General features: G+C 45.8%; 11 protein-coding genes. 5 read left to right on the top strand and 6 right to left on the bottom strand.

What is annotated here, in order from left to right:
• Positions 1-15: 15 nt before the first annotated feature.
• The gene (gene scpA / locus QUD86_RS04140; protein WP_286298343.1) at positions 16-2,229 is read right to left on the bottom strand and encodes a methylmalonyl-CoA mutase; all 2,214 of its coding nucleotides are present in this window, start codon (positions 2,227-2,229) and stop codon (positions 16-18) included.
• A gap of 103 nt (positions 2,230-2,332) precedes the next feature.
• Between scpA and QUD86_RS04135 the strand changes: the two genes are divergently transcribed.
• Complete coding sequence (locus QUD86_RS04135; RefSeq protein WP_286298342.1) at positions 2,333-2,971, top strand: GntR family transcriptional regulator; 639 nt, start codon at positions 2,333-2,335, stop codon at positions 2,969-2,971.
• Positions 2,972-3,054: 83 nt separating this feature from the next.
• On the opposite strand, the gene QUD86_RS04130 is transcribed toward QUD86_RS04135, so the two are convergent.
• Positions 3,055-3,408 carry a c-type cytochrome gene (locus tag QUD86_RS04130; RefSeq protein WP_286298341.1) on the bottom strand — a complete coding sequence of 118 codons (354 nt, stop codon included), beginning with the start codon at positions 3,406-3,408 and terminating at the stop codon, positions 3,055-3,057.
• Between the two features lie 17 nt (positions 3,409-3,425).
• On the bottom strand, positions 3,426-3,791 hold the full coding sequence (locus QUD86_RS04125) for a c-type cytochrome (protein ID WP_286298340.1): 366 nt from the start codon (positions 3,789-3,791) through the stop codon (positions 3,426-3,428).
• A 168-nt stretch (positions 3,792-3,959) separates the two neighbouring features.
• Here QUD86_RS04125 and QUD86_RS04120 point away from each other — a divergent pair, with 168 nt between their 5' ends.
• From QUD86_RS04120 to QUD86_RS04110, 3 genes are all read left to right on the top strand, one after another.
• Positions 3,960-4,811 carry an AAA family ATPase gene (locus tag QUD86_RS04120; RefSeq protein ID WP_502928883.1) on the top strand — a complete coding sequence of 284 codons (852 nt, stop codon included), beginning with the start codon at positions 3,960-3,962 and terminating at the stop codon, positions 4,809-4,811.
• A gap of 27 nt (positions 4,812-4,838) precedes the next feature.
• Positions 4,839-6,014, top strand: coding sequence for a vWA domain-containing protein (locus tag QUD86_RS04115; protein ID WP_286298339.1), 1,176 nt, complete (start codon positions 4,839-4,841; stop codon positions 6,012-6,014).
• 155 nt (positions 6,015-6,169) lie between these two features.
• Entirely contained in the window at positions 6,170-6,631 is a 462-nt protein-coding gene (locus QUD86_RS04110) for a RidA family protein (protein WP_286298337.1), read from the top strand.
• A gap of 80 nt (positions 6,632-6,711) precedes the next feature.
• Here the strand turns inward: QUD86_RS04110 and QUD86_RS04105 are convergent, their stop codons facing one another.
• A complete protein-coding gene (locus QUD86_RS04105) occupies positions 6,712-7,362 on the bottom strand; it encodes a nucleotidyltransferase family protein (RefSeq protein WP_286298336.1) in 651 nt (216 codons plus the stop codon).
• 65 nt (positions 7,363-7,427) lie between these two features.
• On the opposite strand from QUD86_RS04105, the gene QUD86_RS04100 reads away from it, so the two are divergent.
• The gene (locus tag QUD86_RS04100; RefSeq protein ID WP_286298334.1) at positions 7,428-8,393 is read left to right on the top strand and encodes an XdhC family protein; all 966 of its coding nucleotides are present in this window, start codon (positions 7,428-7,430) and stop codon (positions 8,391-8,393) included.
• A gap of 66 nt (positions 8,394-8,459) precedes the next feature.
• On the opposite strand, the gene parC is transcribed toward QUD86_RS04100, so the two are convergent.
• Complete coding sequence (gene parC / locus QUD86_RS04095) at positions 8,460-10,940, bottom strand: DNA topoisomerase IV subunit A (protein WP_286298333.1); 2,481 nt, start codon at positions 10,938-10,940, stop codon at positions 8,460-8,462.
• Positions 10,940-12,928, bottom strand: coding sequence for a DNA topoisomerase IV subunit B (locus QUD86_RS04090; RefSeq protein WP_286298330.1), 1,989 nt, complete (start codon positions 12,926-12,928; stop codon positions 10,940-10,942). The genes parC and QUD86_RS04090 overlap by 1 nt, the downstream gene beginning before the upstream one ends.
• Between the last annotated feature and the right edge of the window lie 47 nt (positions 12,929-12,975).

Raw genomic sequence — 12,975 nt, 5'->3', positions numbered from 1 at the left:
AATCACTTATCAAACTCAGATTGGTTTTGCTGATTTACGAATTTGCTCAAGAACATCCTTGGCTGAGGCAGGTATCGGAGTACCAGGGCCGTAGATTCCTTTCACACCAGATTCATATAAGAATTCATAATCCTGTCTAGGGATCACTCCGCCAACGAAAACAATGATGTCATCTGCGCCCTGCTTTTGGAGCTCGGCAATGATGGCTGGAACTAAAGTTTTGTGTCCAGCGGCTAAGGTAGAGATACCCAATGCATGTACGTCATTTTCAATCGCTTGACGCGCACACTCTTCAGGCGTCTGAAACAACGGTCCAATATCCACATCAAAACCCAAATCAGCAAAAGCAGTGGCAACCACTTTAGCGCCACGATCATGACCATCCTGACCTAATTTAGCAATCATCACGCGTGGGCGTCGACCAAAGTCTTTGGCAAAGTCAGCAATCTCAACCTTCAATTTATCCCAGCCTTCTGCTGAGTCATAAGCAGCCGCATACACACCTGTCACCTTTTGAGTATCGGCACGATGACGCCCGTACACTTTTTCCAAAGCATCCGATACCTCGCCAACTGTTGCCCGTAAACGAACTGCCTGCACAGATAATTCCAATAAGTTACCAGTGCCTGATTCTGCAGCCTGTGTAATGGCCTCTAATGCAGCCTCTACTTTTTTAGGATCCCGTTTGGCGCGAATATCCTTTAAACGCGCAATCTGACTTTCACGAACACGATCGTTATCAATCATCAACACATCAACAAGATCTTCTTTTTCCAGCTTGTATTTATTTACGCCAACAATCACATCAGATCCAGAATCAATCTTGGCTTGTTTTTCGGCAGCAGCCGCTTCAATTTTTAACTTAGCCCAACCACTTTGTACGGCCTTAGTCATGCCACCCATGGCTTCTACTTCCTGAATAATCTCCCAGGCTTTATCGGCCATTTCTTGGGTGAGATTTTCCATCATGTATGAGCCAGCCCATGGATCAATCACGCTAGTAATGTGGGTCTCTTCTTGCAAGATCAATTGGGTATTGCGGGCGATGCGACTAGAGGTTTGAGAAGGCAATGCAATCGCCTCATCAAAAGAATTGGTGTGTAGTGATTGCGTTCCGCCAAAGACAGCGGCCATCGCCTCTACCGTAGTGCGCACCACATTATTGTAGGGATCCTGCTCTGTTAATGACCAACCAGAGGTTTGGCAGTGCGTACGCAACATGAGAGACTTTGGATTTTTTGGTTCGAAGGTCTTCATCATGCGCCACCATAACAATCGCGCTGCGCGAAGCTTGGCAACCTCGAGATAAAAATTCATTCCAATCGCAAAGAAGAACGACAGTCTTCCGGCAAAGCCATCAATATCTAAGCCTTTTTCTAACGCTGTCTTGACATACTCTTTACCATCGGCCAAAGTAAACGCAAGCTCCAGCACTTGATTCGCGCCGGCCTCTTGCATGTGATAACCCGAAATTGAAATGGAATTAAATTTCGGCATGTGTTTTGCGGTGTACTCAATAATGTCGCCAATGATGCGGATTGAAGGCTCTGGTGGATAAATATAAGTATTGCGCACCATGAACTCTTTCAGAATATCGTTCTGAATGGTGCCCGAGAGTAGCTCTTGCTTTACGCCCTGCTCCTCACCAGCAACGATATAGCCCGCCAAGACTGGCAGTACTGCACCATTCATAGTCATAGAAACAGATACTTTGTCTAGCGGAATGCCGTCAAACAATATTTTCATATCCTCTACAGAATCAATAGCAACACCGGCCTTCCCTACGTCACCAGTAACGCGTGGATGATCAGAGTCATAGCCCCGATGGGTTGCTAAGTCAAATGCAACAGAAACCCCTTGGCCGCCTGCAGCTAAAGCTTTGCGATAAAAAGTATTTGATTCTTCTGCAGTCGAAAATCCAGCGTACTGACGAATAGTCCAAGGGCGAACCGAGTACATAGTGGCCTGCGGGCCGCGCACGAATGGCTCGAATCCTGGTAAGGAATTGGCATATTGCAGGCCCTCAATATCCGCAGAGGTATAAAGCGCTTTGAGGTGGATTCCATCTGGTGTCTCCCACCCCAACTTACTAACATCGCCACCGGGTGCTGATTTTTGAGCAGACTTCACCCAATCTTCTAAATTGCTTTCTGGAACGTCTGGCCAAACGCTATTCTGAACATTTGGTGTATCGGATTTCTTGTTTGATGTGTTGTCGCTACTACTCATAAAGCACTCCTGGTTGGCTTTACTGCACTAATACAAATTCATTCAATAGTTGGTCTATTTTGCTTGACTTTTGGTTGTTTGTCTACATAATGTATACATAATTATGAATACAAAGTTAGTAAACAGGCCTTTATATGAAGAGGTAGCTGAACGGCTAAGAGCGCAAATCTTCGCCCATGAAATCACGCCAGGAAGCTGGTTGGATGAGCAAAGCCTGGCCATAGAATTCGGCATTAGCCGCACACCGATGCGAGAAGCCATTAAGGTGTTGGCCTCAGAAGGCCTTGTTACTACCAAAATGAATCGCGGAGCCTATGTAACCGAGGTTGAGCGCAGCGACTTAGAGCAAATCTTTACCGTACTGTCTTTGCTTGAAGGTCAAGCAGCAAAAGAAACCGCTTTAAAGGCCACCGAAAATGAGCTTACCCAACTCGATGACTTACACCAGCGCCTAGAAACTGCTGCTGCAGACCGAAATTTAGAGCAATTCTTTGAAATAAATGTCAAATTTCATGAGCTAATACAAGAAATAGCCGGAAATACCTGGATGAATGGCGTCATTAACGACCTCAGAAAAGTGCTCAAACTCCAGCGCCGTGATTCACTGAGTAGATCAGGACGATTGCTCAGCTCGCTAGTAGAGCATCGGGCCATTTTAGAAGCCATCTTAAAAAGGGATCCTGTTGCTGCCGAGGCAGCGATGAGAAATCACCTTGCCTATGGGCTCGAAGCCACAAAATAGATAAGAAAAAAGCCTAGGTATTGGGCGAACCAATAAGCTAAGCTTTTGAGTATCTTCAGCCTAGGGGCTGAGGTAAGCTGAATTTACTTCTTAATAACGAAATTCCCAGGTAAAGAGCCAACATAAGCCGCTAAATCATGCAAATCTTGGTCTGAGTAAGGCTGTACTTGACTAGTCATGATGGCGTTATTACGACCAAATTGAGGATTACTATTGCCCACTTTGTAAGCGCGAAGCGCGTAATAAACATACTCGGGGTATTGGCCAGCAAGCTTAGGATAAGCAGGCAGGATGGGTGCGTTTAAACCTGCGCCATGGCAAGAGGCGCAATTGCCCGTTTCAGAAAGAGCTTTGCCTTTTTCTACGCTAGCAGCAATAGAAACGTTAGCCAAGCCAAGACTTGAGATCAACAAGGCGGTAATTAGGGCGAATTTCATAAATATGTCTCTGAATATCACTTCAATGGGTTGGATGGTGAGGTGGCAGTTTGTACAGCGTAGTACTCGCCAATATCGGCCATATCTTGATCCGACAAGCTACCCGCGATTGCACGCATCGTTGGATGCTTTCTTTCGCCTTTTTTGTAGGCACTTAATGCGCTTGCGATGTAGGCCGCATTTTGACCGCCAATCATGGGAACCTTGTATACAAAAGGATAGTCAGCGCGATAGTCAGGGATTGCATGGCAGCCGACGCAAAGCCACACTTTGCCTTGACCTGCTTTAGCTGAGCCCTGAACATCGGCAGCTTGAACAGACAAGTTAGACAAAGCAAAACCAGCACAAAGGGCCAATTGAGTGAGAAGTAAGTGTTTTTTCATGGAAATCATCATTAACGAGTTCGATATGGATCAATTGATCATGATTATAGCGGAGAGCGTCGTTCAACCTGCATCTAAAGCTCTTAAATCGACAAAAGTATCAAAATTTGAGCTTCATTCCCTATACTTTAACCTTACCGACACTGGATTAAATACCGAAAGATCATTGTGAACAAATCCCGCTTTGATGGATCCCAGAGCTATGTAGCAACGGAAGATCTCAAATTGGCCGTTAACGCGGCCATCACACTTGGACGCCCTCTCCTCATTAAAGGTGAGCCGGGTACAGGCAAAACAATGCTGGCAGAAGAAGTAGCTCAAGCCCTCAATATGCCGCTGATGCAATGGCACATTAAATCAACCACCAAAGCACAGCAAGGCTTATATGAATACGATGCTGTGAGTCGTTTGCGTGACTCCCAGCTGGGCGATGCAAAGGTGAAAGATATTGCCAACTACATCATTAAAGGGGTGTTATGGCAGGCGTTCGAAGCGGATGAACCGGTCGTCCTTCTGATTGATGAAATTGATAAAGCGGATATTGAGTTTCCAAACGATCTTTTACGAGAAATTGATCGTATGGAATTTTATGTCTATGAAACCCGCGAGCTTATTCAAGCAAAACACCGTCCTTTAGTCATCATTACATCGAATAATGAAAAAGAGCTTCCCGACGCTTTTTTGCGTCGCTGCTTTTTTCATTACATCTCCTTTCCCAACGCGCAAACCATGCAAAGCATTGTGGATGTACATTATCCCCAAATAAAACGCGATCTTTTGGAAGCGGCGCTCAAATCCTTCTATCAAATCAGATCCCTTCCAGGGCTAAAAAAGAAACCATCTACCTCTGAATTAATCGATTGGTTAAAGCTATTACTTGCAGAAGATATTCCTGCTGAGGCACTTTATAGCTCGGAGGAAAAGATTTCGGTACCGCCATTGCATGGGGCACTACTGAAGAATGAGCAAGACGTTCATTTATTTGAGCGTTTAATCGCTATGAATCGCAATCATCGCTAATATTTAAAAATAAAACGTTAGCATTTAATGCTCATTCAATTTTTTCTGAATTTAAAAGAAGCTAAGCTACCGGTATCCGTCCGAGAATTTCTCACGCTGCTAGGTGCCCTAAAGCAGAACGTCATCAACCCCTCGATTGATGAGTTTTATCAACTTGCCCGAATGACCCTAGTGAAAGATGAGCAATATTTTGATCGATTTGACCAAGTTTTTGGCGCGTACTTTAACGGGATAGAGCGCATCATCTCTCTAGCGCCAGAGATTCCCCTAGATTGGCTCGAGCAAAAACTACAACGCGTTTTAAGCGCCCAAGAAAAAGCAGATCTCAAAAAGTTAGGCGGAATAGAAGCCCTTCAGAAGCTCTTGCAAGAGCTACTGAAAGAGCAAAAGGAGTGGCATGGCGGCGGCAATAAATGGATAGGCGCTGGAGGCTCTTCTCCTTTTGGGCACAGCGGATACCACCCTGAGGGTATCCGTATTGGTGGCGAGAGCGCTGGAAATAGAACCGCTATCAAGGTATGGGAGGCTCGTGAGTTCAAAGACTATGACAGCAATGTCAGTCTTGGAACGCGTAATCTCAAAATGGCACTGCGTCGCTTACGCCGTTTTGCAAGAGAAGGCTCTAGTCTTGAATTAGATTTGGATAAAACCATCCACTCGACAGCAGCTAATGCTGGAATGCTAGATATTCAGATGCGGCCAGAGCGACATAACCAAGTCAAAGTTTTATTGCTAATGGATGTTGGTGGATCAATGGATGACCACACGCAGCGCATCTCTGAATTATTTACAGCAGTAAGAGCCGAATTTAAGCACCTTGAATATTACTATTTTCATAACTGTGTCTATGAGCACCTATGGCAGAGTAATCGCCGCAGAAGAGATCAGATCCTATTAACTCAGGACATCATTAATAAATACAGCTCAGACTACAAGCTTATTTTTGTTGGCGATGCCACCATGTCCCCATATGAAATACTGAGCGTGAATGGCTCAGTTGAAAATAATAATTCGGAACCTGGCGCAAATTGGATTCATCGACTGATTGATCATTTTCCTAATTTTGCTTGGTTAAACCCCGAGCCTGAGTCTGTTTGGCAATATCGGCAATCGATTGACATCATGCAGGGCCTCATGAAAGACCGTATGTATCCAGTCACATTACAGGGCCTAGAAAGTGCCATGCGACAACTTTCGAAGTAATATTGATCTATCAGCTTTTTATTTTCCGTTTTTTTACTTTTTACTTTTTCACTTCTTACTTCTTACTTCTTACTTCTTACTTCTTACTTCTTACTTCTTACTTCTCACTTCTTACTTCTTACTTCTTAAATTGTATTTCTAACCACACAAAACTCATGACCAATCTCATTAGCGATAGACTCAAAACTCTAGGTATCGACTTACCCCCACCAGGACCGCCTGCAGCAGCTTATGTGATGGCCGTCACTACTGGCAATACGGTATTTCTTTCTGGTCACATCGCTAAAAGAGACGGTAAGGCATGGACCGGAAAATTGGGTTTAGACATGGATACTGAAGCCGGTAAAGCTGCCGCAAAAACCATTGCTATTGATTTGATGGCAACACTGCAGCAGCACCTAGGCTCTTTAGATAAAGTAAAACGCATCGTTAAGGTGATGGGGCTTGTAAATTCTACTGAGCAATACACAGAGCAACACCTAGTGATTAATGGTTGCTCAGAGCTTCTGCTGGAGGTCTTCGGAGAAGTTGGCAAACATGCCCGCAGCGCATTTGGGGTTGCCCAAATTCCGCTGGGTGCTTGTGTAGAAATCGAGTTAATTGCCGAGCTTGCCTAGGTTTCCTAGATAGCCTAGATAGCCTAGATAGCCTAGATAGCCTAGATAGCCAAAGTAACTTTATGGTGACAAAGTTACTTCTAGCTTTTTGTTAGTTGATATTTGCTGATGTCTTGTGCCGTATCAACGTCTTGTATGAAAGCTTGACGACTTGTGTGTAGACGATAAATTAACGCTGGATTTGCGTCCATATACGATCGGCATACCATTTGGGTAGTCGCTAGGATCTCATCGACTGCTCCCCTAGAAAATAACACTGGATTACCCCGTTGGTTGCCCACCATAGGCAAAACAATTTGAGTTCCGGGAGGTCGATTGGTAAATCCCCCCAATAATTCACTAATCTCCAGATGGCCTATTTCTGGCTGGTCAGAAAGGGCTACCAAGAGAACGTCAAATACACTTTGAAGGGACTCTAAACCCAGACGAATGGAAGAGGATTGGCCTTTTTCGGGATGCGGGTTCTGGTAAGTTTTGATAACCAGGTCATGCGCCCTATTAAGCCGATCGATTTCATTCTCGATTGCCTTTGCATAAAATCCCGTAACAACGACAAACTCTATAGGCGCCATAGACTGAGTCGAGACCACCAAACGCTCTAATAAGGTCTGGCCATCTTTCTTCAATAAAGCCTTGGGATAGCCCCCTAAACGACTGCCCTCGCCTGCCGCAAGCAATAAAACAGCAACACGTATTGTGGGAGTCGCACTTTGTATGCCGGGATTAGTCATTAGCGTGATAATAAAACGATTCAGTAGAAATTCAGTAAAAGTAAATTAAAGAAAAAAGACCATCAATGAATAGCACTGATCTAAGCGTACTTAAGGCTGCCGTACATTGGCTTAAAGAAGGCCATCAGGTCGCCATTGCCACAGTAGTCCAAACGTGGGGCTCTGCTCCCAGGCCTATTGGATCATGGCTGGCAATTCGTGGTGATGGGCAGGTCATGGGCTCGGTTTCTGGTGGATGCGTTGAGGATGATCTGATACGTAGAGTACAAACAGAAATTCTGAATCGAGACTTGCCCGAGATGGTAATTTACGGTGTTAGCCAACAAGAGGCGGCCCGCTTTGGCTTGCCCTGCGGAGGAACGCTACGGTTACTCGTTGAGCCCAAGCCAGAACTCCCAGTGCTAGAGCAAATTCTGCAATCCATTTCAAATCATGCCATCACTTGTCGGACGATCGATTTAAGTAGCGGCAAGTCTACTTTGTCCGATGGAAGCCGCAACGATACCTTTATCTGTAATGAAAGCATCATGAGAACCAGCTATGGCCCCCGCTGGCGCATGGTGATTATTGGCGCCGGACAACTTTCTCTCTATACCGCTGATTTTGCTCTGGCCTCCGACTTTGAAGTGATTGTCATTGACCCACGCGAGGAATACGCAGAAGGTATTGATCGTGAACATATTCAGTTTATGCGCGGCATGCCAGATGATGTATTGCTGGAGATTGGCGTGGACTCGCATACTGCAGTAGTGGCGCTAACGCATGACCCCAAATTAGATGACATGGCTTTAATGGAGGCCTTAAGGTCTCCCGCTTTTTATGTTGGTGCCTTAGGTAGCCATACCAACACAGTAAAGCGCAAAGCTCGCCTACTGGAATTTGATGTAACCCAAGCGCAGTTGGATAAGCTCTATGGACCAATTGGTCTGTATATCGGCGCTCTCACTCCCCCTGAAATTGCCATTTCCATTTTGGCCGAAGTAATAGCCGTGAAATATGCCATTCCCACTCCAGCAAAAAAGTTCACATAATTTACTGAAAGAAAAAAGCCTGATCCGTACTGCAATCAGGCTTTTACTCTCTTGCGAGGCTGTTAATTAATTCGCCTTCAGCTTAGCGTCCTTGAGGCGAGGCTCTACAAAGTGTCCTTTGCGGGCTCGATTACCGGCAAACGACTTTAGAGTTTTAGCGTCTAGATTTAACTCTGTTGGCTTTCCAGCCCGTCCAGCACCAGAGTAAGTAGCCCCATCAGAACCTACTGCAATCGCTGAGGATAATTTCTCTTTATCGTCTAGACCCATCAGAATGACGCCCTTGCCACCCGTTGGTAAGCGCTTGAGCTCATCTAGTGCAAAAACTAGCAGTTTGGCGCCTTCAGAAAGGCAGGCTACCTGCTTCATGCCGGCAGTAACTTTAGCGGCGCCCAGAGGGGCATCGCCACCAGGGAATTTACTATCAATGCCTACAAAAGACTTACCAGCCTTGTTGCGTGTTGTCATGTCAGAAACATTGGCTAAAAATCCATTACCCGCTCTGGTGGAAATCAATACCAAATCATCTGATTGGCCTGCATAGTAGGCAACCATTTGTGACCCAGCCGCCAAATTAACAAAGCTAGTTAATGGCGAGCCATCACCGCGCGCACCCGGCAAATCGCTGACAGGCACAGTGTAGACACGTCCATCACTGCCAAAGCCTTGCATGACATCTACTGTTCGACACTCGAAGGTACTGTAAAGGGCATCGCCTGATTTAAAGGCGAACTGAGTAGCATCGTGCTCATGGCCCTGACGCACTCGTACCCACCCTTTTTGGGAAACAATGATGGTGACTGGTTCATCAAGCACTTTTGCCTCAGCAACAGCACGCTTATCTTCCAAGATCAAAGTACGACGATCATCGCCGAACTCTTTCATATCCGATTCAATTTCTTTAATAATGCGCTTGCTTAATACAGAATCACTTTGCAATAAACCATCCAAGTCATCACGTTCAACTGCAAGTGACTTAAGCTCTTGCTCGATCTTGATACCCTCAAGTCTTGCCAACTGACGCAATCGAATGTCTAAGATATCTTCAGCTTGACGATCACTCAATTTAAATTCTTTGATTAAGTCTGCTTTAGGCTCATCACTATTACGAATAATTTTGATAACCTGATCGATATTTAAAAGAACGGTTAAACGCCCCTCTAAAATATGCATACGATCTTTGACTTTACCTAAGCGATATTGCGTTCGGCGAGTCACTGTGGCAACTCTAAATGAAATCCATTCTGAAATAATTTCTCTCAAGCCTTTTTGACGCGGCCGACCATCAGTACCAATCATGACTAAATTCATTGGCGCATTGGACTCAAGGGATGTATGCGCCAGCAGTAAATTTACAAACTCGTTGACATCAATATTTTTACTTTTTGGCTCGAATACCAGGCGTACAGCAGCATCCTTACTTGATTCATCACGAACACCATCTAGTACATTAAGAATGGTAGATTTAAGATTGCTTTGTTCTGGGGTGAGCGTCTTTTTGCCAATTTTTACTTTAGGATTGGTAATCTCTTCAATCTCTTGCAAGACCTTCTGAGAAGAGCTTGAAGGAGGCAACTCATTAACTACAATTTGCCATTGTCCGCGGGCTAATTCTTCTACTGACCAGCGAGCACGTACTTTTAAACTACCCCGACCCACTTCATAGATCTGCGCAATCTCAGCCGTTGAGGAGATAATTTGACCGCCGCCAGGATAATCTGGGCCGGGAATAATCTCTAAGAGCTCGCGCGTAGTCATCTTCGGAGACTTCATCAATGCAATGGCAGCGGCAGCTACCTCTCGTAGATTATGCGAAGGAATCTCTGTCGCCATACCAACCGCAATTCCTGAGGCGCCATTTAATAGTACAAATGGTAATCGAGCAGGTAGTAACTTCGGCTCCTGAAAGGAACCATCGTAGTTAGGAGCAAAATCAACAGTGCCTTCATCAATTTCACTGAGTAATAATCCAGCAATCTTTGTTAAGCGGGCCTCGGTATAACGCATGGCCGCAGCGCCATCCCCATCGCGAGAACCAAAGTTTCCCTGGCCATCAATTAAGGGGTAGCGTAGCGAAAAGCTCTGGGCTAAACGCACTAAAGCATCGTAAGCAGACTGATCACCGTGAGGGTGAAACTTACCAAGTACATCGCCCACCACACGGGCACTCTTCACGGGTTTGGCATCTGCACGTAAACCCATCTCACTCATCGAAAATAAGATGCGGCGCTGAACCGGTTTTTGACCATCAGATACATCAGGTAGTGCGCGCCCCTTTACTACGCTAATAGCGTAATCTAAGTAAGCTCGCTCTGCATAAACCGCTAAAGTTAAGCTATCTTTATCATCTTCGTTCAGTTCTACTACTTTTGGATCATGAGGATCCTTAGGACCCTTAGGACCTTTCGGTCCGTCTAATGAGGGTGCTTTGCCAACATCCAATTGCACAACCTCTAGTTCGGCAGATTCAGAACCATCTGCAATATTTGAAAATAAATCCGCCTGCTCAATTGCAGTGGTATCCCCGGAAGGTTTTTTAATAGTCATTAAATATCTGCCTCTACTTCATTGCCACGTTCTTCTAACCAATCGCGACGAGCACCCGATTCGGATTTACCCATCAACATATCCATTGTTTTGATTGTTTCATCTTCAGTCCAGGTACCTAAGGTCACCGGTAACAAACGGCGAGTATCTGGGTTTAAAGTGGTATCCCATAGCTGCTCGGCACTCATCTCGCCCAAACCTTTAAAGCGCGAGATCTGCCAAGCGGATTCTTTGACACCATCTTTACGTAATTTATCTTCGATAGCCTGCAGTTCGTTGATGTCTAGAGCATAGATTTTTTGCGCAGGCTTCTTGCCCCGTGCTGGAGCATCAACCCTGAACAAGGGTGGCCTAGAAATATGAATATGACCCAACTCGATCAGTTTCGGGAAATGCTTATAAAACAAGGTTAATAATAAAACTTGAATATGCGCACCATCCACGTCAGCATCAGACAAGATGCATACTTTTCCGTAACGTAAATTGGTTAAATCTGGGCTGTCATTAGCGCCGTGAGGATCAACTCCAATGGCCACAGCGATATCGTGAACTTCATTATTCGCAAAAAGGCGATCGCGCTCTGCTTCCCACGTATTGAGAACCTTACCCCGCAGAGGCAAGATCGCTTGATACTCTTTATTGCGTCCCATCTTGGCAGATCCACCGGCGGAGTCTCCCTCAACTAGAAAGATCTCATTAAGACTAATATCTTCACTCTCGCAATCGGTAAGCTTTCCAGGCAAAACGGCCACGCCCGAAGATTTTTTCTTTTCTACTTTTTGACCGGCACGTGTTCTCGCTTGTGCCTGCTTAATCACGAGCTCAGCTAGTTTTCGTCCGTAGTCGACATGCTCATTGAGCCAAAGCTCCAGGGCAGATTTAGCGTAGCCCGAAACGAGGCGTACAGCATCTCTTGAATTGAGGCGCTCTTTAATTTGCCCCTGAAACTGTGGGTCCAATACTTTGGCCGACAAAATGAAGGAGGCGCGCGCAAAGACATCTTCGGGCATTAACTTCACACCCTTAGGTTGCAGCGCGTGCATTTCAATAAAGCCTTTAACTGCATTAAATAAACCTTCCCGCAGACCACTTTCATGGGTTCCGCCTGCCGGAGTAGGAATTAAGTTCACATAGCTTTCGCGTACTGGGGGGCCATCTTCAGTCCAGGTAACGACCCATGCCGCGCCCTCACCCTCTGCAAAAGAATCATCCTCACTATTGCCCGTTGCGTATTGCTCAGCCTCAAACGGTGGAATAACTTCTGCGCCATGGCCCGCTTGAGCCATCGCCTCATTTAGATAGCCGCGCAAGCCTTGGGCATACTGCCAAGTCTGACTCTCACCAGACTTCTCCTGAATTAAGGTCACTTTAACGCCCGGCAATAAAACTGCCTTAGAGCGTAATAAACGAATCAACTCGGGCATCGGAATTCCGGGGCTATCGAAATATTTTCCATCAGGCCAAGCACGAACGCGCGTGCCATGCGACTTATCTTCTTTCGCGGCGGTAACTGTCTTTAGCTTTTCGATGACCCGGCCATCAGCAAAGGTCAAGGTAGATAATTTGCCCTCGCGCCAAACAGTGACTTCCAGGCGTTTAGATAAGGCATTCGTGACCGAAACACCAACGCCATGCAAACCACCGGAAAAGGCGTATGCGCCACCGCTGCCTTTTTCGAACTTTCCACCAGCATGCAGTTGCGTAAAGACGATTTCTACAACGGGTAACTTTTCCGTAGGATGCATGCCTACCGGAATACCGCGCCCGTCATCCTCAATACTGACACTGCTATCAGTGTGCAAAGTCACAATAATTTGCTTACCAAAACCCCCTAAAGCCTCATCTGATGCGTTATCGAGCACCTCTTGGATGATGTGTAAGGGATTGTCAGTGCGGGTGTACATTCCCGGCCGCTGACGGACGGGTTCGAGTCCTTTTAGAACTTGAATAGATGATTCGCTGTATTCGGATGTTTTACGGGTAGCCATGCGCGCAAATTGTAGTCATGTCTGAACTGAAACCTAAATTTTCGTAT

It is taken from the genome of Polynucleobacter sp. TUM22923, assembly GCF_030295705.1.
Taxonomy (GTDB): Bacteria; Pseudomonadota; Gammaproteobacteria; order Burkholderiales; family Burkholderiaceae; genus Polynucleobacter.
This window is presented reverse-complemented; position numbering and strand designations above follow the sequence as displayed.

Excerpts from the sequence above, each read along its gene's own strand:
- QUD86_RS04135 (WP_286298342.1), top strand. The coding sequence starts at position 2,333 with ATGAATACAAAGTTAGTAAACAGGCCTTTATATGAAGAGGTAGCTGAA.
- QUD86_RS04100 (WP_286298334.1), top strand. The coding sequence starts at position 7,428 with ATGAATAGCACTGATCTAAGCGTACTTAAGGCTGCCGTACATTGGCTT.
- QUD86_RS04115 (WP_286298339.1), top strand. The coding sequence starts at position 4,839 with ATGCTCATTCAATTTTTTCTGAATTTAAAAGAAGCTAAGCTACCGGTA.
- QUD86_RS04090 (WP_286298330.1), bottom strand. The coding sequence starts at position 12,928 with ATGGCTACCCGTAAAACATCCGAATACAGCGAATCATCTATTCAAGTT.
- QUD86_RS04105 (WP_286298336.1), bottom strand. The coding sequence starts at position 7,362 with ATGACTAATCCCGGCATACAAAGTGCGACTCCCACAATACGTGTTGCT.
- parC (WP_286298333.1), bottom strand. The coding sequence starts at position 10,940 with ATGACTATTAAAAAACCTTCCGGGGATACCACTGCAATTGAGCAGGCG.
- scpA (WP_286298343.1), bottom strand. The coding sequence starts at position 2,229 with ATGAGTAGTAGCGACAACACATCAAACAAGAAATCCGATACACCAAAT.
- QUD86_RS04130 (WP_286298341.1), bottom strand. The coding sequence starts at position 3,408 with ATGAAATTCGCCCTAATTACCGCCTTGTTGATCTCAAGTCTTGGCTTG.
- QUD86_RS04110 (WP_286298337.1), top strand. The coding sequence starts at position 6,170 with ATGACCAATCTCATTAGCGATAGACTCAAAACTCTAGGTATCGACTTA.
- QUD86_RS04125 (WP_286298340.1), bottom strand. The coding sequence starts at position 3,791 with ATGAAAAAACACTTACTTCTCACTCAATTGGCCCTTTGTGCTGGTTTT.